This is a genomic window from Ruegeria sp. AF2 (assembly GCF_056542025.1).
The window spans coordinates 308,639-328,960 of the sequence record NZ_JBQFZC010000002.1 but is presented as its reverse complement, the minus strand read 5'-3'; the positions used below and the strand labels follow the sequence as shown (position 1 = coordinate 328,960).

The 20,322-nt window shown below is 55.0% G+C and carries 17 protein-coding genes; 7 read left to right on the top strand and 10 right to left on the bottom strand.

The genetic code is table 11. The features are described 5' to 3' along the window. Window positions 1–17: 17 nt before the first annotated feature. From nadC to ACR0NM_RS09235, 5 genes are all read right to left on the bottom strand, one after another. Window positions 18–878, bottom strand: coding sequence for a carboxylating nicotinate-nucleotide diphosphorylase (nadC, locus tag ACR0NM_RS09255; protein ID WP_480614263.1), 861 nt, complete (start codon window positions 876–878; stop codon window positions 18–20). Between the two features lie 3 nt (window positions 879–881). Then, window positions 882–2,420, bottom strand: coding sequence for an L-aspartate oxidase (locus tag ACR0NM_RS09250; RefSeq protein ID WP_480614261.1), 1,539 nt, complete (start codon window positions 2,418–2,420; stop codon window positions 882–884). Then, window positions 2,417–3,388 carry a quinolinate synthase NadA gene (nadA, locus tag ACR0NM_RS09245; RefSeq protein ID WP_480614259.1) on the bottom strand — a complete coding sequence of 324 codons (972 nt, stop codon included), beginning with the start codon at window positions 3,386–3,388 and terminating at the stop codon, window positions 2,417–2,419. The genes ACR0NM_RS09250 and nadA overlap by 4 nt, the downstream gene beginning before the upstream one ends. A gap of 77 nt (window positions 3,389–3,465) precedes the next feature. Further along, entirely contained in the window at window positions 3,466–4,347 is an 882-nt protein-coding gene (locus tag ACR0NM_RS09240; RefSeq protein WP_170635900.1) for an NrtR DNA-binding winged helix domain-containing protein, read from the bottom strand. A gap of 864 nt (window positions 4,348–5,211) precedes the next feature. Further along, a complete protein-coding gene (locus ACR0NM_RS09235) occupies window positions 5,212–7,275 on the bottom strand; it encodes an alkyl/aryl-sulfatase (RefSeq protein WP_480614257.1) in 2,064 nt (687 codons plus the stop codon). Between the two features lie 293 nt (window positions 7,276–7,568). Between ACR0NM_RS09235 and ACR0NM_RS09230 the strand changes: the two genes are divergently transcribed. Further along, window positions 7,569–9,266, top strand: a complete 1,698-nt coding sequence (locus tag ACR0NM_RS09230; protein WP_480614254.1) for a hypothetical protein — start codon at window positions 7,569–7,571, stop codon at window positions 9,264–9,266. 564 nt (window positions 9,267–9,830) lie between these two features. Here ACR0NM_RS09230 and ACR0NM_RS09225 read toward each other — a convergent pair. Further along, a complete protein-coding gene (locus ACR0NM_RS09225) occupies window positions 9,831–10,184 on the bottom strand; it encodes a hypothetical protein (RefSeq protein WP_170732796.1) in 354 nt (117 codons plus the stop codon). A gap of 340 nt (window positions 10,185–10,524) precedes the next feature. Continuing rightward, window positions 10,525–11,742 (bottom strand): 3-sulfinopropanoyl-CoA desulfinase, encoded by a 1,218-nt coding sequence (acdA, locus tag ACR0NM_RS09220; protein WP_480614252.1) that lies wholly within the window; start codon window positions 11,740–11,742, stop codon window positions 10,525–10,527. A 95-nt stretch (window positions 11,743–11,837) separates the two neighbouring features. On the opposite strand from acdA, the gene ACR0NM_RS09215 reads away from it, so the two are divergent. Beyond that, window positions 11,838–12,722, top strand: coding sequence for a LysR family transcriptional regulator (locus ACR0NM_RS09215; protein WP_480614250.1), 885 nt, complete (start codon window positions 11,838–11,840; stop codon window positions 12,720–12,722). A gap of 287 nt (window positions 12,723–13,009) precedes the next feature. Here the strand turns inward: ACR0NM_RS09215 and ACR0NM_RS09210 are convergent, their stop codons facing one another. Continuing rightward, a complete protein-coding gene (locus ACR0NM_RS09210) occupies window positions 13,010–13,921 on the bottom strand; it encodes a LysR family transcriptional regulator (protein WP_480614248.1) in 912 nt (303 codons plus the stop codon). A gap of 107 nt (window positions 13,922–14,028) precedes the next feature. On the opposite strand from ACR0NM_RS09210, the gene ACR0NM_RS09205 reads away from it, so the two are divergent. The 5 genes from ACR0NM_RS09205 (at window position 14,029) to ACR0NM_RS09185 (ending at window position 18,591) form a co-directional block, all read left to right on the top strand. Further along, window positions 14,029–14,805: a CmcJ/NvfI family oxidoreductase gene (locus ACR0NM_RS09205; protein ID WP_480614246.1), complete on the top strand. Its 777-nt coding sequence runs from the start codon at window positions 14,029–14,031 to the stop codon at window positions 14,803–14,805. 13 nt (window positions 14,806–14,818) lie between these two features. Then, entirely contained in the window at window positions 14,819–15,784 is a 966-nt protein-coding gene (locus tag ACR0NM_RS09200; RefSeq protein WP_480614244.1) for an LLM class oxidoreductase, read from the top strand. Between the two features lie 12 nt (window positions 15,785–15,796). After that, window positions 15,797–16,585: an SDR family NAD(P)-dependent oxidoreductase gene (locus tag ACR0NM_RS09195; protein WP_170818226.1), complete on the top strand. Its 789-nt coding sequence runs from the start codon at window positions 15,797–15,799 to the stop codon at window positions 16,583–16,585. A gap of 91 nt (window positions 16,586–16,676) precedes the next feature. After that, complete coding sequence (locus ACR0NM_RS09190; RefSeq protein ID WP_170596288.1) at window positions 16,677–17,522, top strand: enoyl-CoA hydratase/isomerase family protein; 846 nt, start codon at window positions 16,677–16,679, stop codon at window positions 17,520–17,522. 82 nt (window positions 17,523–17,604) lie between these two features. After that, on the top strand, window positions 17,605–18,591 hold the full coding sequence (locus tag ACR0NM_RS09185) for a zinc-dependent alcohol dehydrogenase family protein (protein ID WP_480614242.1): 987 nt from the start codon (window positions 17,605–17,607) through the stop codon (window positions 18,589–18,591). 182 nt (window positions 18,592–18,773) lie between these two features. Here ACR0NM_RS09185 and ACR0NM_RS09180 read toward each other — a convergent pair whose 3' ends face one another. Then, the gene (locus ACR0NM_RS09180) at window positions 18,774–19,571 is read right to left on the bottom strand and encodes an ABC transporter permease (RefSeq protein ID WP_480614240.1); all 798 of its coding nucleotides are present in this window, start codon (window positions 19,569–19,571) and stop codon (window positions 18,774–18,776) included. Beyond that, complete coding sequence (locus tag ACR0NM_RS09175) at window positions 19,568–20,320, bottom strand: ABC transporter permease (protein ID WP_170423024.1); 753 nt, start codon at window positions 20,318–20,320, stop codon at window positions 19,568–19,570. Before ACR0NM_RS09175 ends, ACR0NM_RS09180 begins: the two co-directional genes overlap by 4 nt. Between the last annotated feature and the right edge of the window lie 2 nt (window positions 20,321–20,322).

The window sequence follows — 20,322 nt, the reverse complement described above, 5'->3', positions numbered from 1 at the left end:
GTTTACTCTTGGTGCTGTTAGAGCACAAAATCCAGACCAATATCGAGGCAGTGTGCACTGTGGGTGATCCAGCCCATAGAAATCAAATCAACACCGGTGTTCGCCACAGCCCGCACATTATCTGGGGTTATCCCGCCTGAAGCTTCGGCAATGGCTTGACCATCAATCATGCCTATAGCTTCGCTTAAGGTTCTTGGATCCATGTTATCCAGAAGCACCGCATCAACACCGATTTTCAGAACTTCGGCCAGCTGCTCCAGCGTGTCGACCTCGATCTCGATCTTGACCATATGACCGACTGTCTCTTTGGCCCGCGTCAAGGCCGGGCGGACACCCCCGGCTATGGCGATGTGGTTGTCCTTGATCAGCACCGCGTCACTTAGGGAGTAGCGATGGTTCATGCCGCCGCCTGATCGCACAGCGTATTTCTCTAAAGCCCGCAAACCGGGCGTTGTTTTTCGGGTACAGACGATGGCAGCACGCGTGCCTTCGACGCGGCGAACCATATCGGCAGTCACACTTGCAATACCCGATAGATGACCCAAGAAGTTGAGCGCCGTACGTTCGGCATTCAGCAGACTGCGCGACGGCCCTTTGAAAGTGGCGATCACTGCGCCGGGCGCAACTGTCCCACCATCCTCGACATGGCGGAATACTTTGATCGCCGGATCTATCAGCTCACAAGCCAATTCAGCACAATCCAGACCGGAAATACATCCGGATTGACGCGCGCAAGCCACAACTTCGGAAACATGATCCGAAGGAATAACAGCCGAGGAGGTGACATCTCCGGCGAGGCCCAAATCTTCATCAAGTGCGCGGCGGATCACCGGCTCCAGCATCGTTCGGGGCAACGGGGCTAGGGGCATGATAGTCATTTCTCAAGCAGTCCTCAGAAAGGGTTCCTGACTGTTCAAACTCGCATGAGCAAGTACTTCGGTCAGAGTCATTAAAAGAGATTGCGCGTTCGCCTCAGGATTAGGGAAGTCACTTCGGTAATGTCCGCCACGCGATTCTCGGCGCAGATCGGCAAAGACCGCGATCGAAAGCGCGACTAGTGCCGGGTCAGAAGCGCAGGCAGCGGTTTCGACCAACGGAGACAACTTTGAAATGACTTGACGCAATCCCACCTCGTCGCGGATCAAACCCAGAAATTTTGTAGCCAAAGGCCGGACAGAGCTAGGGTCAGAACGAGGCAGAGCGGTAACTGTAGGAACAAATGACAGGTTTCTCATTTCTGCCTTGGCAACATCATTTGCGGCGCGGCATCCCATCACCACCGCCTCTAGCAGTGAATTGCTAGCAAGGCGATTGGCACCATGCAGGCCAGTGGCCGCGCATTCACCTATGGCCCAAAGGCCTGACAGAGTGCTTCTTCCATACTCATCAACGGCGATACCGCCCATGTGGTAATGCGCAGCCGGAAGTATCGGTATGGGATCGCGCGCCGGATCAATTCCGGTTGCTGCGCACAATGCATGGATGCCAGGGAACCGCTGGACAAATTCGGCACCAAGCGCGGCACGAGCATCAAGAAACACTCGCCCACCTTCCAATATGACCTGATGCACGGCACGAGCCACCACGTCGCGCGGGGCCAGTTCAGCCCCCGGAATATGCGACATGAAGCGCTTGCCGGTTTGGTCAATCAGAATTGCGCCTTCGCCCCGGACGGCTTCACTGACCAATGCCAGTGGTGTCTGCTTGGCATCCAGCGCTGTGGGATGAAACTGGACAAATTCCATATCGCGCAACGCTGCCCCGGCGCGGGCGGCCATCATGACACCCTGGCCGAAATTACCTGAAGGGTTGGTGCTGACACCAAACAGACCGCCGCAACCGCCTGTCGCCATAACGACCTGAGATGTGCGCAATACCTCTGCTTGGGCATCTTTTTGCAGATGAACGCCTGTGACGTGTCCGTCTAGCGTCAACACCCGTCGGGCTTCGACTCCGGTCAAGCAAGTGATCGACTGGCATTGCAACACGGCACTCGCAAGGGCCGATGTGATTTCGGCTCCGGTGCGGTCGCCGCCTGCATGCAGTATGCGGCGGCGGGAATGCGCGGCCTCGCGCCCCAAGGCATATGTGCCGTCGGCGGTTCTATCGAAACGAACGCCATGTTTCTCTAAACCAGTGATCGCCTTTTGCGCTTCGCAGAGAATGGCCGACGCCAGGGTTTCGTCGCACAGCCCGTCGCCCGCCCGCAAAGTATCGGCCAAGTGTTGCGCAGGATCACCATCCGCGCCTAGTTCGGCGGCAATCCCTCCTTGAGCCCAAGCGCTGGAACATTCCTGGCCCAGCCCTGCACGGGTGATTAGTACTACGGGTTGTGGAGCTAGTTCCAGCGCTGCCGTCAGCCCGGCGATGCCGCCACCGATGATGGCAGTTCGACCATGAAGCCCTTCGAGCCAGATCATTTCACTGCCAGCATCCGTTCTACCGCGCGGCGCGCATCTTCGGCGATGGCCGGATCGACGGTGACTTCGTGATGACCCAGTTCCAATGCGTTGCGAATGTTGCGCAGACTAATGCGCTTCATATGTGGACACAGGTTACAGGGGCGCACGAACTCCACTTCAGGATGGTTCAGCGCCACGTTGTCGCTCATCGAGCATTCGGTCAACAGGCAAACCCTCGTCGGTTTTTTGTCGCCGACGAAATCCGACATGACTGCGGTAGAGCCAGAAAAATCTGCTTCGGCAACCACTTCGGGCGGGCACTCAGGATGGGCCAGGACCGTAACATCCGGCCACGCTTCGCGCATTTCACGTATATCGGCTGGAGTAAACAGTTCGTGCACCTCGCAGTGTCCATGCCATGCGATCAATTCGACATCGGTCTCTTTGGCGACGTTCTTGGCGAGATACTCGTCCGGGATCATCAACACGCGCGGCACTCCGAGGGATTCCACCACCTTTACTGCGTTGCCCGACGTGCAGCAGATATCCGATGCCGCCTTCACCGCTGCCGAAGTGTTTACATATGTGATCACCGGAACGCCGGGATGGGCTTCGCGCAGAAGCGCAATATCCTCGGGTGTGATGGAATCTGCCAGTGAACACCCCGCCCCCAAATCTGGGATCAGTACCGTCTTTTCCGGGTTCAGCAGCTTGGCAGTTTCCGCCATAAAATGCACACCAGCCAACACAATGACATCGGCATCAACCTTCACAGCTTCGCGCGCAAGCGCAAGGCTGTCGCCCACGATATCGGCAACTCCGTGGAAGATCTCCGGCGTTTGGTAATTGTGGGCGAGGATGACCGCATTCCTCTCACGCTTGAGATCAAGGATGGCTTCCAGATCATCTTCAAACAGCATCCATTCGGGTTGCGGGATGATCTGCTTTACCCGGTCGTAGAGGTCTGGAAGGCGAAAATCTTTCATTGGCTTCTCCATTTATACTCGAATCGAGTATATTGAGGCCATGCTTATTCTCGATTCGAGATTATGTCAAGCGAGGTTCAGGACCGGGAGAGAGGTAATCTGACGCCCGACAGCATGCGAGCCTCTAGAATGGCCGGCCTATATCGGAACAGGCGCGCCGGGCGACCACCGGTGCCGCTGGACATTTCGCCGGTATCTTCAATCAATTCCTGCTGATCAATCTGGCGGCGAAAATTGGGTTTGTGCAGGTGTAGACCAGACAGCGCTTCGACTGTGCGCTGTAACTGCAGCAAGGTGAAGCTTTCGGGCATGAGCTCGAACACCACCGGAGAGTATTTTATCTTGGCCCGCAAGCGAGATATGCCGGTGGCGAGAATGCGACGGTTGTCCGCTTCCATGTGACGACCGAATTCAGGAGTGTCAACAAGCCCTGCTTCGTACATAAGCTCATAACGTTGCAAAACCAGCTCTTCGTTCCAGGTCTTCCCATTCAGACCAAACAGATAGTCCACACGCTGCAGTTTTAGCGGATCACTCCCTGCCCAAGCTGAGATACGTTTGATAATTTGTGGTAGTTCTTCGGGGCTGCGATCGCGATGATCCTCCCATGGGAAGTATTGATACCAGCTACGCCATGCCGGACGTCCAGCACCAGTAGTATCCTGCTCCCGCACCAGACCGAGATAGCTGATCGAGATACGCTGAGAGTTGTCGTCATAACCCGAGCGTGGATCGCGATCCTTGTCTGCAAAGGTATAAAGCTGTTCAAGATATCCCACCGGATGGCCGGTCTGCGCCTCAATCCAGGCCCGCAAGCCGCTTTGCAAGCTGCGGTGTGAAGATTCGAACGGTCCCGAAGGTAGCGCGTTACCGCCACGCAAGGTCATGACACGCGGCTGATCATCAGTCACGGCGATTAGGATTGCGATCAGTTCGGCAGGGGCTAGTCCACTTGGCAAGGAATTTCCTGTTTGTAGAATGTCGCGAAGCGTTGGTTAGAATGTGCGTTCTAACCCAAATTTAGTACCTTGGCTTGAAGAAAAATACAGTGTGACGGGTGCTTCTTCAGAGAACAAGCATTTCTGGCCCAGTTAATCGTCCCACTGTTCTAACATCAGGTTACTACTTTCGGTCCAATGAACCTGAAATACAGTTTCGTCTCACGACTTGAGAAGTGTCGCAAGATATGGGTTCGGGCTGACCAAACAGCCAGTTGAGGTGTTCGTTTCGCTAAAGTAGTTCTCGAACCGGTCTTACATATGATCTTCTAGAGGCTGCCGTTTCCGCAAAGACATTATTGATTGCACTAAATACTTCGATTTGCGACACACATTGTCTTATCGAAATTTGGAAGCGATCATAGCATATCGCAGCTAAGGTCTGACCACGTCACATTCGACAGTTGGGTTGTGAAGCTTCCTCCAGTTCGAAGATACCCATTCGACCCGCGGCGCTATGCGGCCAGTTCTTTGAATCGTTGTACGGGACGGGGTCCAGGAGTGAATTGAAATCTACGGATCGGGACATCTAGGTAGTTTGATATCTTGGCTGATGTTCACAAATTGCAAGTTTCAGAACATCCCAGTTTGATTTTTGCGTCATACGCTTTGGCTTTCTTAGGCTGAAGATTCTGATCCCGCATTGACACCACGGATGAAAGAGTCCGCGCACGGCGGTAACAATCCAGCAGTCGTTCGGGCGGGGCATTCTGCTGCTCCGATACCAGCACTACTGGTCGAAAACTTCTCCCGGTCCAATAGTCAGAAAGAGAGAGGCCCAGGGCAGCAAAACCCTGAGCCAGCTTTCAATCGGACGGTCCCGTCTCAGCCGCCACTCGAGTTTGCTAACCCGGGCTGGGCAAAATCATTGGCGGGTGGTGTCAAATCCTGCGCACCGGTGCCGGGCATCAACTCGAAACCCAAATCGAATTGATCCAGGGTCGAAGCCAGTTGCGCTACGATCTCGGCGTTGCCCTCAGACTGCGCGGTGCCATCAGCGAGCATCTCGGTCAATCTGCGCTCACCGGTCATGACCTTTTCTAGGTCCGTGCGGCTCAGACTGATCGAAAGATCGGCGTCTTCCGCCACCTGATCGACGATATGAGTCAGAGTGGCATTGCTCATCTCGACAACGATGTTCTCGTCCCGGTCGGGGATCGACAGGTTGATGGTGAACTCCATATTGGCGGCTTTGGCGCTATTGACGCGAATGGCCAGAAAGTCGAGCCACATCGTGGTCTGCATCGCCTTGATCGTATCGGGACCGGTGGTCTCGATGGTAGCGCCCTGCGGAATACCGTTGCGCAGTTCGAACGCCGCGCCAAGGAACGAGTTGCGGACCGAAGGGCTTTCCTTCTGATACCCGATCTGCTCGAACGCGTCGGCCAACAGGTCCTTGGCGGCCTGGTTCTGTGGCTCGGCGTAGACCAGTTTGTTTAGAATCTCGGTCGCTTCAAGGTATTTGCCGGTGTCGACCAATTCCTGCCCTTTCGACAGGATTGGCTCGGCGCCGCCCATCATCTCGACAAACAGCGGCGCGCTGTCTTCTGGCGACAAAGGTGTGAGCGTGGTGGGGTTGGCATCCCAGTAGCCCAGATAACGGTTTATCACCGCCCGGCTGTTATGCTCGACCGAGCCATGATAGCTGCGCGCGGCCCATTGCTGCTGCAGGCTTTCCGGCACGTCATAGACGTTGTGAATCTGATTGATGGTCACGCCCTTGTTGGCCAGATTCAGCACCCCGTTGTTAAGATTGGCGTAAGTGTCACGCTGCGCACGCATCACTTCTTGAATGCGCTCATTTCCGTAACGGGGCCAAGAGTGAGAGGCGAACATCAACTCGGCATCCTGCCCAAACTTGTACAGCGCGTCATTGACATGCTTGGACCAGCTCAGCGCATCGCGCACCAGTGCGCCACGCAAGGTATAGATGTTGTGAATTGTCCCAGTGATGTTTTCCGCCGCCCAGAATGCCTTGAGGTCGGGGAAATAAGTATTCATCTCAGCAGGTGCTTCAGTACCCGGTGTATTCTGGAAGATCATACGCACGCCGTCTACGATGATCTCTTCATACGCGTCCGAGACATAGCGGGTCGGTTCGATCAGGCCCGTGGTGCCAGCCGAGATGTTCTTGCCGATGGACTGATCCACATGACCGAACGGGCTGCGTGGCAGCAATACGCCGTATTGGAAAAACAGACGGCGGTTCATCACGTTGCCCGCATAGACGTTTTCGGAAACCGCATGTTCCATGAAACCTTCGGGCGCGATCACCTCCACGCCGTTTGCCACGTCCTCATCGGTGATCACTCCGCGCACACCGCCATAATGGTCGGCGTGGGAATGCGAATAGACAACCGCCTTGACCGGCAGTTCGCCCACGGTGTCGTTCAGCAGCTTCAGCGCTGCGGCGGCAGTTTCCTTGGAGGCCAGCGGGTCAAAGATGATCCAGCCGGTATCGCCACGAATAAAAGTGATGTTGGACAGATCGAAGCCACGCACCTGATAGATGCTGTCGTCGAGAATCTCGTACAGGCCGAAATTCATGTTCAGGATCGCCTGACGCTGCAACGACGGGTGGATCGAGTCGAACTCTTTGCCCTCGAGCAGATAGTCATAGCTGCCGATGTCCCAGGCGACGGTGCCATCCTCGGTTTTGATCTGGCGGTATTCTGGAACCGCAATTAGCCCCTTGCGGCTTTCTTCAAAGTCACGCTCGTCATCGAACGGCAGGTTATTGCGTTGGGTTTGCTGGAATTCGATCGTGTAATCCGAGGGCAGCTTGCCCTTCGGGTCAAAGTGCTGAGGACTACCATCCTGAGCGACGGCAAGACCTGAGGTCAGCGTCAAAAGGGTGACGGTCAAGAGTAAGGTGGTTCGGCGTGGCATATATAATCGGTTCCTATCATGAACGCTTCAAAAGAGATCGCAGCGCAGGAGGTCTGACGGGACGAACCACGAGGTTGAAATTCGTCCCGCCGGTGCATTGACCTCCAGAAGTGCCGAGATGCGCGATCTTTTGGAAGCCGGGTGCCTGCCTGTACGACCAGCAGTGCGGCCCTCTTATCCGCAGAATTTTTCCCGAGAAGTGCAAACATGTTGCCACCTGTCGAAAAACACATGTATCAACGAGGCCAACATAATGGTTTTCCTTGGTTTTCCCGAGGCAGAGGGATATTGAAGTGGATACTACCGAGCGTGAAATTCGGGTACAGATGAAACGTATCCTGGAGCATCCGGATTTCACCGCCAGCCCCAAACGCCGCGCATTTCTGAACTATATCATCGAGGAATATCTGGCTGGTCGTTCAGATCAGATCAAAGGCGTGTCGATTGCCATGTCCGTCTTTGACCGCGACGAAAGCTTCGACCAGCAGGTCGATCCGATTGTCCGACTTGAGGCGCGGCGACTAAGGCAGGACATTGACACCTACTATGCCGGGCCCGGTCGGGGCGATCCGATACGTCTCACCATACCCAAAGGAGGATACGCGCCGCGGTTCGAAAAATCTTCACTGCCCAGCCCTGATCAGGCACCTGCTGAAGCCCGGCCAAATGCCGGGTTCAGCGGACGACGACGCGCTGGGATTGGACTGGCTGTCGCCTTTGGCCTGGCATTGTTTGGGCTAATCTGGGGATTGACCCGTTCAGGGACGCCTGAGGAACAGGCAAATCACAGCTTGCCCAAAGGGCCCGTCGTGGCTGTACTGCCCTTTGAAACTCTGGGAGAGGGCCCCGAGTACCTCGCCGATGGTCTTACCCGGCAGTTGACGACCGAGTTGATCCGGTTCCGGGACATCTGGGTCTTGCCCCTTGGCAGCACACTGCATTCTGGTGAAACCGAGATTGATACGGCGAGCTTGCGTACAGAATTCAACGCTGATTTCGCGCTGGAAGGCAATGTGATGGACAGGGGCGACACCTTGCGCCTGTCCGCACGCCTCATTGATCTGAAAGACCGAAGATATATCTGGTCGCAAAGCTATGAGGTCAGCAATACCTCCGAGGAAATCTATGCGGTACAGGACAGCATTATCCGAGATGTAATGGGTAAACTGGCCGGGAAATACGGGCTACTGACGCTTGGCGCGATGCGAGATGCCGATAGAATTCCACCCAACAATCGCGATGCTTATGACTGTGTGCTTGGTTATTACAGCTATCAGGTAACCATCAATCTGGATCGCCATGCTGAAATCAAATCCTGCATCCTGAACGCGCTTGAGAAGGCTCCGGATTATGCCGAGGCCTGGGCGGTGCTGTCGAACCTGTATCTGCAACAGATACGTTTTGGGCTGGGCGGAAATCGCGAACAGATTCTGGCCGCAGCCGATGCCGCAGCACGCCGGGCGGTCGAGATCGACCCAAATCTGGCGGCGGGACATCTGATGATGGCCAATATGCGGTTCGTGCTCGGTGATTTTGCCGGGTTCCGCGAGGCCGGGCAACGGGCGATTGACCTGAATCCGAATGACACCGACATTCTGGCCCATTACGGGATGCGTCTGGCGTTCAGTGGCGAATGGGACAAAGGACTTGCTATTGTAGACCGGGCAATCGCTCTGAACCCTGTGCATCCTCAGTGGTATCTGTTTTCGCGGGTTTTTTACGAGTTCGACCAGGGCGACTATGCAGCGGCGCTGGCACAATTGGAACAAATCGATATGCCAGGTTTCTTCTGGACCCATCTATGGCAGGCCGCGCTACACAGCAAACTGGGAAATGGGGAACAGGCCCAGGCGGCCCTACGCAGCTTGTTGGTTCTACGCCCAGATTTTTCATCTGTTGCATCGGATATACTTGCCATTTGGCAACTTGACGCCACTTTTAAGGAGAACCTGTTGGCCAGCCTTCACAAGGCTGGTTTGTCAGATTCTTGACCGGCTTATCCAGTTTCCGCACACCTATTCATCGGTGGGTTTGACAGTTATCTGGAATCGCATCACCCTTGTACGCAGCAATAAGTAAACCACGTCAGATGGCTGACTTTATATCATCAGATCGTCGTTCATTTTCTAGCTTTCACGCAAGCGGGCCAACGGTCGCTGCCGGTCCATGTCTGGAATGGTTTGTCAGAGTTGGCGCATTTTGGGGACGGCCTTTTACGTAGTTTCGGCATTGCAAAACACTTTGCTCATCGGTGCTAAACATGCGGAAGTTGATCACCTGTAGCCTGAAAGAAGCGCGCTTCTGGGTGGGATATGTCAATTCGATGCGCCAACATGCAAGGCAATCGAAACGCGTCTTTGGAAGATCTGCGCGACACTGTTCACCCACCCAATCAGGCCGGTTTCTTTAACTGTTACAACTGAAACGTTTATTCGGCATTAGAGCACTCCTTCTCTGGTCAGAATTTACCCCAAATTACGAATTCTGTTCGGACCCTTTTCTGAGTCACGGCCAAGGCCCCGTTCGATAAACCACTGAGTAATCTGCAGCCATTACTAGCCCACCACACCGTGACCACGCACCTGCATGCAGTTCACAAGCACATGACGCCGCGCCATTTCGTCATTGTACTGGCCGCGCACAGATCCGACTATGCCACCTGCGATCGCACCTCCGATGACATCTTCCTTCTCGCCAACAACCCAACCAGTAACCGCGCCATCAATAGCGCCGAACGTAGCATCTATTTTACGCTGCCCAGGATTGAAACTCGCGGCCATCAATCGGCATTCAGCCTCATCTGTGTAGAAGGTCGCATTCCTGGTTCCGTCAACCATCAGTGGCTTCTGCATCGGGTACTGAGTGCATGCGGTAAGACTGATGAGAGCAACAAAAATGAACTTTTTCATCGCAGCTTTCCTTTCGGGAATCGAAGTAATTGCTTGGCGTACGCGCTAAACTTGCCTGCCTAGGCAAATCTCATTTAGGAAGTTTACGATTGTCGAAAAATAGCCCAGCCATTTTACGCAGCGTAAAATTGCATTTGTTTCGCTGGCTCAGTCGCAAACTTCTCTGGCGCATGAATACAGCGCCTTTCTTGCGCAGCTAAGTTGGCTAACTAGGCAACTAGCTTAACGCGAAAAAACCGTCGGCCGAGCATGCCGCAGGCGTGACGGCACGCAGCCGCGTAGGGCTGCGGCACAAGAAAGTCGGCGGCCCGAAAGTCTTTTTCAATTTTTACAGGGTCTTCTATTCAGCCGCGTAACGCTCCATGTCGGCAAGGCGCGTATATCCGTCCCGCGTCTGTGGTGTTTTAATGCCTAGAATATTTCCGGCGATTTGGGTCCGGAGAATCTGTGCGGTCCCGCCGCCGATAGTGAACATGCGCACATCGCGATACATCCGCTCCAGAGGTTCACGATCGCTGTAGCCGCGCGCGCCGAACATCTGCAGCGCATCGCTGACCACCTTAATAGCCATCTCGGACGCAAAAAGCTTGGCGCGGGCGGCCATGGTCATATCGGGATACTGACTGCCGTTTGGGCCACGCGATCGTGCCGCTTCATGGAGCAGCAGCCTAGCTGCATGAACTTGCGTGTCCATATCGGCCAGCATCCATTGAAGCCCCTGGAATTCTGCAAGCGGGCGCCCGAACTGTTCACGTTGAACGAGGTAGCGTTTTGCATGTTCAAGTGCCCCTGCCGCAACACCCATAGCAACTGCTCCCGCACCGACGCGTTGCGAATTGTAAGCGTTCATCAGGTCGGCAAAGCCACGCTTCAATCCTGAAGGCGGTTTGACCAGCCATTTCTCGTTGATCTCGACATTTTCGAACCGCAATTCTGCTTCGGGCATACCGCAAAGGCCCATCGTGTATTCGCGACCCACCACGGTGAACCCCTTGGGCATATCTCCTGACATCGGATCGGCAAACAGAATGAAACCGCCAATCCCCTGATCGACGCCCGCCTCATCGAGCACGCGGGCAAAGATCAGGTGCAGCTTCGAGACCCCTCCACCAGTGATCCAATGCTTGGACCCGTTGAGGATGTATGTGCGACCCTGTTTCAGCGCGGTAGTCTGCATTTCGGTCGCGGCACTTCCCGAGTCAGGTTCGGTTATGCAGATCGCAGGCTTATCTCCTGCCAGGACATGCTGAGCACAAAAAGCCTTCTGCTCATCATTGCCGTACCCCATGACCGCACTGATGCCGCCCATGTTGCCCTCGACAACGATGCGGGCGGTCAGGGTGCAGGCTTTTGCGATCTCTTCCACCACCATGGTGACATCCAGAAAACTCGCGCCCTGCCCACCATATTTCTTGGGAATGGTCATACCCATGATGCCAGCATCGGCCAATTCGCCAACATTCTGCCAGCAATACCTGCGCGATCTGTCCCAATCTGCGGCACGTTTCTCAAATTCTGGGGCCAGTTCTTTCGCAACGTTCACAAGCGGATGCGGCATGCGTGTCCCTCGTCTCTGTTTTTTAACAGAATACGCTTGCAGTAATACAACACAATCGAATAAAATTGGATATCTAATCCAGTATACTTTAACTTATGCAGACACGTTCTCTCAGAACCCTCATACGGGTCTCGAATGTCGGCTCCTTTGCGAAAGCGGCCGAGCAGCAAAACATGACATTGTCTGCACTTTCAATGCAGATGAAGGCGCTTGAGGCGGAGCTTGGCGTCGACCTCTTTGACCGCACCGTACGACCACCGCGACTTACGCCAATCGGCCGGAGCATCGTCGAGGCATCGATCCCGCTCCTGCAGCACGAAGACAGCCTTCTCAAAATCTGTCGCCCGACGCACACGCTTGTCGGGCATTTCCGAATAGGATTTGTCACAACTGCTGCCGTTCGCTTGCTGCCGAACTTCCTGAACAACGCAAAACGTCAAGCACCGCAAGCGACCTTCTCATTCGAAACCGGCCTGTCCAAGGTTCTACAAGAAAAGGTTGTAAGCGGTCAGCTTGATGCCGCCCTTCTTACAGATGCAGAAGGTGTTCCAGACACGCTTGCGGAAAAGGTGCTTCGAGAGGAACTCTTTGCCTTTGCAGCCCATGAGAAATTGCTGAAAGACGGCCTCGCGGGTTTATTGAATGCACAGCCCTTCTTTCACTTTATGCCCGACACCGGGATCGGAAAACTCATTGCTGGAGAGATGCTTAAGCACAAAAGACCAAAGGGTTCCGAAACCATTGTCCTTGATAACCTTGAAGCGATTATGGAATGTGTTTCGGCAGGCCTGGGATTTACGCTTCTGCCTGTCCCCGATGTTTTGCGGTATCGGTCTGACGACGTCAAAAGTATTTGTCTCCCACAATCGTCGGCTCGGAAACTTGTTCTTGCGACCGTGCGCAAGGGCGCGCTGGCTGGAAGTGAGGCGATGCTTGCCGCGCTATTCTCGACAGGCGAGGCCGTCGCTGCGGGCGAATAAGAAACACCTTTCCTGCACTCGCGGCTTCGGCTTGATCGACTAAGGTCTTGAAACCCTCTTTTGGGTTCACGCAAGAACGACCGGAACCGGCCTTGGATAAACCGTTTAGATGCTGCGATGCAGCCTGTCTAACTAGCCACTCGCTACGGGAGCGATGGCCGCATTCACGGGAACTCAAAAATCGCGGAACAGATCAGGCTATTGCAATTGTAAAAGGCGTGTCCGCCTCGTGCATTTCTCCAAACTGGCGCCGTGATGTCTTAAGGCGCGCTTGACCAATATTGGGATCATGTTTCCCAAGGTGGATTTGAGCCAATCTCTGTGATCAGAAAATCCATGAATACCCGAACTTTGGGAGATAATACGTTGGACTTGGGATAGATAAGCCATAGAACATTGTCTTCCGTAGCCTCAAAGTCTGGCAGAATTTGCATCAACCGGCCCGATTTCAGGTGATCATACACGCTCCATAGTGCGTTTAGGGATATTCCGGCGCCGGCCAGAGTGGCGCAGACCTGACTTTGGCCGTCGTCGATGATCAATTGACCCTTGGCCATCGCTGGATCAAATGTGGCTTTCTCACCTGCCTTTCCCGTTAGCGTGCGCAATTGGCGATTTTGGAAAGCGATCAGGTGGTGGCTTTTCAGATCGGCAGGTGTTTTGGGTGTGCCGTATGTGTCAAGATAGTGCGGCGCGGCGCACAGTATGCGTCGGTCATCAGCCAATTTTCGGCCTTTCAGGCTGGTGTCGACAAGCGGCGCATTTCTTAGTGCAAGGTCGTAACTCCCCTCGATAAGATCGAACTGCACATCCGACAGGCGCAAATCGAGCGTCAGATCGGGGTGCTGTTGAAGAAATTTCGGCAGGATTGGTGCAATGTAGAGCTGAGCAAAGGTGCTGGGTGCAGCGAAGCGCAATGTACCGCGGATGGTCGCTGTTTGTTTGCCCAACGCCGTAAGTGCCGCCTCTTCCTGCGCAATAATCTCTCGGGCGAAGGGCAGGAAATCGGCACCTTCAACAGACAGCGACACTTTGCGCGTTGTGCGATGTAACAGTTCGGAACCCAGGCTTTGCTCCAACTTGGCAAGCTTTGCGCTCGAGACAGCTGGAGCCATGCCCAAAGCGCGCCCCGCCGCACTGATGTTCAGCCTTTCTGCCGCCGCCACAAACAATCTCAGCGCGTCTGTATCAAGCCCCATTATATCGCAAACCCGAATTATCAATCCATGAATGGGCAGTTTATACGCAAATAGATTAGCGTTAAATCCCCTTCATAGATGCAACTCGGCATGGGAAGGAGACGCAGATGACGCGAACAGCCACAGTCAACTACCACGTTCACAAGCCCTGGCGGCAAGCCTTTGAACTAGATGCAGGCGGGATTGCTGGTAATTTGATTTCGCCCGAACTGGCCAGCACGGCTGTTGCATTGACAGATGCCCGCACCACGAGCAACCCAGTTACATTTGCGTCTGATGCTGTTGAGTTCGCGCTGCTGGAAACGCAGGTACAAGATTTTACCGGCGAGGTCTGGAAACCGACATACGATGCGGAACTAACGGAAATGCTCTCGAACAAGTTAGGTGCGCGCGAGGTTGTGGTTTTTGATCACACGGTTCGGATAGATGACCCAGGAGCGACGCGCAAACCCGCGCGCAACGTCCACAGTGACTATAGCAAGGACGGAGCCGAACAGCGGCTTGTCGATCTTTTGGGTGCCGAGGCCGCAGCGGAGTGGGCGCGTAGTCACTATGCTTTTGTTAATGTGTGGCGCCCTGTGGATCATCCTATCAACTCAGCACCCCTGGGCTTTGTTCGCCCGTCATCAGTTGAATCGTCTGACTGGATTTTACTGGACCTGATCTATCCCGACCGCAATGGGCAAATAATGGGGCTGGTAGGAAACCCCAGGCATGAATGGATTTATCAATCGAAGATGACGCCGGATGAGGTCGCGATCTTCAACATCTATGACAATCAAGGTGCTCCGTCGATCGCGCATAGTGCGCTTGATATGATCGAAGATTCAAACGTCAACACCATTCGCAAAAGCATCGAGAGCCGCACATTGGTGCGGTATTAAAGGAGAGCCGGACATGTTGGATAAAATGCAGCCTGCTGATTTTGCCCAAATCAACGTGGCCTATAACCGGGTATTTCGACCGGGACGGCTGAGCGTTGGCCTTGTGTTGCCGCTCGAAGCATATGCAGTCGGTGCAGAGCCCACGCTTCGGGATCATCTGGAAGCGGCTCGGAAAGCGGAGTACCTCGGGTTTGCATCACTTTGGCTGCGCGACGTGCCATTCAACGTTCCAAGCTTTGGTGATGCAGGACAGATTTTCGATCCATTTGTCTATCTGGGTGCGCTTGCTGCGGTGACGGACCGAATTGCCCTTGGAACGGCGAGCGTGATCCTGCCATTGCGTCACCCCGCTCATGTAGCCAAGGCGGCGGCGAGCGCGGATGTGCTCTCGGGCGGACGGTTGCTCTTGGGTGTAGCCTCCGGGGACCGGCCTGAGGAGTATCCGGCAATGAACCAGAGCTATGATGACCGCGGGGCACGTTTCCGCGACAGCTTTGACTATATCCGCGCCGTTGGATTGGACTATCCCGAGCGTGAAAGTGCACAGGGTACGCTGTCTAGCGGGATTGACCTGCTGCCAAAGCCGCATGGGACCCGCCTGCCGATGATTATTACGGGTGGTAGCCAGCAATCCCCCGATTGGGTGGCGCAGAACGGCGATGGTTGGATGACCTATCCGCGCAATGCGACTGCCCAAAGGCAGGTTATTGCGGACTATCGGAGGCGCGGGAAGGAAGCGGGCCAGCCAGACAAGCCTGTCATGCAATCCCTGTATATCGATGTCGTTGCCGATCACGCCGCACCACCGCGCCCGATCCATCTTGGGTTTCAGTCTGGCACCGATTTCCTGCGTAGCTATCTACGTGAAATAGAAACGCTTGGGGTCAATCACGTTGCACTGAACCTACGGTTCAATCAAGCGCCCATCGATACGACCCTCGAACACTTGGCGGATACCGTACTGCCCGACTTTTCCTAAAGGATCAGATCAATGACCAAGACTATACTCATTACAGGTTCAACCGACGGCATTGGTTTGCTCACGGCAAAGAAGCTGGCCGCCGATGGACACAAAGTACTTCTGCATGGACGCAGTACCTCCAAATTGGACAGCGCTGCCACCGACGTCGGCGGCGATGTCGAAACTTATACCGCTGATCTGAGCGATCTGTCCGCAGTGCGAGAACTGGCTGAGAGCGTAAAGGCCAAACATGACAAACTGGACGTGTTGATCAACAATGCAGGCGTGCTGAAAGCTCCGCAAACCGTGCTTGCGAATGGGCAGGACATCCGCTTTGTCGTCAACACACTCGCACCCTATCTGCTCACAGAATTGCTGATGCCGATCATTCCCGCCGACGGGCGCGTCGTGAACCTGTCATCGGCAGCGCAGGCCCCGGTGAATTTAAATGCACTGGAGGGCAGTGTTCCGCTGGATGATATGGAGGCTTACGCGCAAAGCAAGCTGGCGATCACCATCTGGACCCGGGAATGGGCCAAATCTCTGTCCGATGCACCCGTCATGGTCGCGGTAAATCCGGGATCGCTGTTGGCCTCAAAGATGGTGAAAGAAGGATTCGGCCTAGCCGGGAACGATATGAACATCGGCGCTGATATCCTGATTGACGCAGCATTGGGTGATCGGTTCGCTGATGCGTCAGGTGCCTATTTTGACAATGACAGCGGTGCCTTCGCGAATCCACATGCCGCAGCACTGGACAAAGCACATGTTGCCGACGTCATGAACTCGATCAGAGGTTTGATTAACCAGACCAACTGACCCGCGCTGCGCTAAATCCAGACGCGCTTCCAACTTTAACCTCCCTTACCCCTCGCGCGTGCCGCGTCGAGGCCCAAGAAAGGACTGTCTGATGAAATATGAGAGCTTTCAAACCTTTGACGTTGCTGTTGAAAACGGCATCGCAACAGTCACATTCAACTTTGGCACCGTAAACGTGCAAGGCCAGGAAATGCTGGCCGACCTCAACAGTCTGGCCATGCGGCTAGAGCGAGACCGCGAAACCAAGGTCGTGATCTTTCAATCCGCCAACCCGGAAATCTGGGTCTGCCACTACGATACCGAGCTGCTCAAGGATATGTCGACTGAGGCCGTATCCCGCGAGGACGCACAGCTTTTGGACCTTCAATCGGTCTGCGAGCGGATCAGCAAGGTGCCACAAGCCACCATCGCAAAGCTGGAAGGGTTCGCACGTGGTGGCGGACACGAGTTGGCGTTGGCGCTCGACATGCGATTTGCGGCGCGGGGTAAGTACAAGTTCATGCAGATGGAAGTTGGAATGGGCATCCTGCCTTGCGGCGGCGGTGCTTCGCGCATGGCACGTCAAACCGGCCTTGGAAAAGCGCTCGAGATCATCCTGAGCGCACAAGACTACGATGCGGATGATGCAGAACGTCTGGGCACCATAAACAAGGCTTTGGAGCCAGATGAGATTGGCCCGTATGTGACGGCTCTGGCCGAGCGGATCGCAAAATTCCCGGCAGAGTCGATCAATGCCTGCAAGCAGATGGTCTATGAATCCATCGACAAACCCATTGATGAAGCGCTGAAGGCCGAAGCCTATTGGCTGTATCAGGCCACAAGCAAAACCCCGGCGGTCAAACGGTTCACCATCGCGGATGAACAGGGTCTGGAACACGACATCGAAAACCAGCGCAAGTGGGGCGATCTGGTTATGCAGGTTCAGGATATCAACTGATCCGTCCTCCAACACAATGATCACGTCAGGCGTGCGCTGTTCAAAGCCGCGCCTGACACTTCGCTAAAAAAGGAATATCCCAATGAAAGCAATGGTTCTGAACGCCTACGGACCCGATGCACCGTTCGAGCTTGTAGAAATGCCTGACCCGGTCGCAACGTCTGGGCATGTAGTCGTCAAAGTGGCCGCGGCCAGCGTCAATACCGTCGATACAATGATCCGAAGCATGGGCGCGGATCTACCTCTGTCCCCCAATTTGCCCGCGGTCCTTGGCATGGATTTTGCTGGCACAATCACAGCCGTTGGCGAAGGTGTTACAGGTTTTTCCATAGGCGATGAGGTGTATGGCTGCGCCGGTGGTATGATGGACCTCCCTGGTTCGCTAGCCGAGTACATCAATGCGGATGCCCGCCTGATTGCACACAAATCCAAGACGCTGAGCATGCGAGAAGCCGCGGCGCTGCCTCTCGTAGGCATCACCGCCTACGAAGGATTGACGCGCGCCGGTGTCGGCGAAGGGCAGACCGTTCTGGTTCAAGGCGGTGCCGGTGGCGTTGGTCATGTTGCCGTTCAAGTTGCGCGCCACCTTGGCGCAACCGTGTCGGCAACAGGTCGCGGAGCGGATCAGTTAGCCCTCATCGAGGGTCTCGGTGCGCGCCCGTTGGATTTCACAACCCAAAAAGTCGAGGACTACGTGGCCGAACACACTGATGGCGTGGGCTTCGATGTGGTGTTTGATAGCGTGGGTGGGCAGAACATGACGAAGTCGTTCGAAGCGGCCAAGCTCAATGGCCAAGTCGCCTCAACCGTCGCGATGGTCGAGATTGATCTGACACCTGTGCATTTCAAAGGTCTGTCTCTGCACGTCGTCTTCATGCTGATCCCGATGATGCATGATGTCGGGCGTCAATCCCATGGTGACATCCTGAAAACTCTGGCGGAAATGGCGGACGCGGGCCAACTCAAACCAATTGTTGACGAACAGAGGTTTGGGTGGACCAATGTCGATGCAGCCTATGAGCACCTGACAAACGGAGCGGCGGTCGGAAAAGTTGTTGTAGAGCTGTGAACGGAACCGGCCGGGATTGGTGCGCAGAGATATAATTGCGCACCATTCCAGTATGGCCTGATATTGATATCGACCATCAGTACTCAGCCAAGCTGAATCCAAGTTGCAGCTCAGATTGCTATGAACTCAAAGCACTGGTCGGAGCTGACGCAGCACATGGATCCCCTCCGCTGCTGGCGATACTAACTGATACCGCCATTGCGGTTTCCAGACCCAAGAACCTTTACTTCCAGCCAGTGGAAGCCAAATGCAATCACGCCCGCAACGAAAATATAAAAAACGGCCAAAAGGATGAGTGGCTCGTAAATAATGAAAGTGTCGGAGCGCACACGTGAAGACACTGCGTAAATGTCGACGACAGTGATGGTCGCAACCAATGGAGTTGCTTTGAGTTGCAATATGGTTTCACCGCCCAATGTCGGCAGGACGTTGCGGATAGCTTGCGGCAACCAGATACGGCGAAACATGGTGAAACGTGGCATGCCAAATGCCTTGGCTGCCTCAAGCTGACCCTTGGCGACCCCTTTGAAGGCACCGCGCATCACCTCTCCTTCGTAGCCGGCATAGGACAACGTCAGCGCCAGTACTGCATAAGGCCAGGCCTGCCGCAAATAGGGCCACAACTCGGAAGAGCGTATCCAAGGGAACTGCGGAAACAAAGACCCAAGCCCATAATACAATAACCAGAGTTGCAGCAGCAGCGGTGTGCCGCGGATGATAGTGCAAAATGCCTTGGCCGGGGCGGCAAGATACCAAGGCCCTACCGCCTGTGCCAATCCAAGAGGAACGGCGAGTAGGAAACCCAAAACTACGGTGACCACCAACAGCCAGATTGTCGTCCAAATGCCCTGAAGGGCGAGCGGCGCATATTTCGGGATCCAGTCCCACTGAAGAGAGACGGCGCACCAGACAACGATCCCAGCGAATATCAGCATCATCACAATGCGATGTGGTTGCATCAACGATCTGAAATCAATCATCTGCCCCCTCCTTTAAGGGAGGGTTGGCCGCGACGCGCCCATTTCTCAATCCGAGCGAAGATGCCGCCCGAACACAGCGTTACCATGAGATAAAGAAATCCCGCTGCCAGAAAGAAAGTAAAATAGGCGCGTGTACTGCTTGCAGCCTGGCGGGTTTCCAGTGTCAGCTCGTTGAAACCCACAACAGCGAGCAACGCGGTATCTTTGGTTGCAATCAGCCACAGGTTGGCAAGACCTGGCACGGCGAAGCTCATCATGGCCGGGATTGTCACGCGGCGCATGGTCATGAAGGCGGGCATACCGTAGGACTTGGCCGCTTCGATCTGACCGGGCGGAACCGCCTGAATCGCGCCGCGCAAAATCTCGGTCGCGTAAGCGCCCTGGACCACACCCAGCACCCATATGCCTGCGCCAACACCACTGACCTCAACCCGACCCCCGCCCATTGCGGCGGAGATTTTGTTTATGATGTCAGATCCCACGTAATACAGGATCAGGATCAGGACCAGCTCGGGCACAGCCCGGATCACCGTCGTGTAGATGGCGAGAAGATCGCGCGTGACCTTCCCGCCATAGAGTTTGCCATAAGCTCCGAACAATCCGATCACGAGACCGAGGGCATAAGCGCCGAAAGCGATCTGCAATGAGTGGGACAATCCGCGCAGCAGATTGGCCCCCCATCCCGGCGGCGAGAGCGACAAAAGCTCTGCGCTCTGCGCCAATCCAAGTGAATCCAACAGTCCGTTCACAG

What these genes read in the sequence shown, in the direction of transcription:
- ACR0NM_RS09180 (WP_480614240.1), bottom strand. Translation starts at nt 19,571, where the DNA reads ATGATTGATTTCAGATCGTTGATGCAACCACATCGCATTGTGATGATG.
- nadA (WP_480614259.1), bottom strand. Translation starts at nt 3,388, where the DNA reads ATGAAAGATTTTCGCCTTCCAGACCTCTACGACCGGGTAAAGCAGATC.
- ACR0NM_RS09195 (WP_170818226.1), top strand. Translation starts at nt 15,797, where the DNA reads ATGACCAAGACTATACTCATTACAGGTTCAACCGACGGCATTGGTTTG.
- ACR0NM_RS09215 (WP_480614250.1), top strand. Translation starts at nt 11,838, where the DNA reads ATGCAGACACGTTCTCTCAGAACCCTCATACGGGTCTCGAATGTCGGC.
- ACR0NM_RS09200 (WP_480614244.1), top strand. Translation starts at nt 14,819, where the DNA reads ATGTTGGATAAAATGCAGCCTGCTGATTTTGCCCAAATCAACGTGGCC.
- ACR0NM_RS09190 (WP_170596288.1), top strand. Translation starts at nt 16,677, where the DNA reads ATGAAATATGAGAGCTTTCAAACCTTTGACGTTGCTGTTGAAAACGGC.
- ACR0NM_RS09210 (WP_480614248.1), bottom strand. Translation starts at nt 13,921, where the DNA reads ATGGGGCTTGATACAGACGCGCTGAGATTGTTTGTGGCGGCGGCAGAA.
- ACR0NM_RS09235 (WP_480614257.1), bottom strand. Translation starts at nt 7,275, where the DNA reads ATGCCACGCCGAACCACCTTACTCTTGACCGTCACCCTTTTGACGCTG.
- ACR0NM_RS09205 (WP_480614246.1), top strand. Translation starts at nt 14,029, where the DNA reads ATGACGCGAACAGCCACAGTCAACTACCACGTTCACAAGCCCTGGCGG.
- nadC (WP_480614263.1), bottom strand. Translation starts at nt 878, where the DNA reads ATGACTATCATGCCCCTAGCCCCGTTGCCCCGAACGATGCTGGAGCCG.
- ACR0NM_RS09185 (WP_480614242.1), top strand. Translation starts at nt 17,605, where the DNA reads ATGAAAGCAATGGTTCTGAACGCCTACGGACCCGATGCACCGTTCGAG.
- ACR0NM_RS09250 (WP_480614261.1), bottom strand. Translation starts at nt 2,420, where the DNA reads ATGATCTGGCTCGAAGGGCTTCATGGTCGAACTGCCATCATCGGTGGC.
- ACR0NM_RS09225 (WP_170732796.1), bottom strand. Translation starts at nt 10,184, where the DNA reads ATGAAAAAGTTCATTTTTGTTGCTCTCATCAGTCTTACCGCATGCACT.
- acdA (WP_480614252.1), bottom strand. Translation starts at nt 11,742, where the DNA reads ATGCCGCATCCGCTTGTGAACGTTGCGAAAGAACTGGCCCCAGAATTT.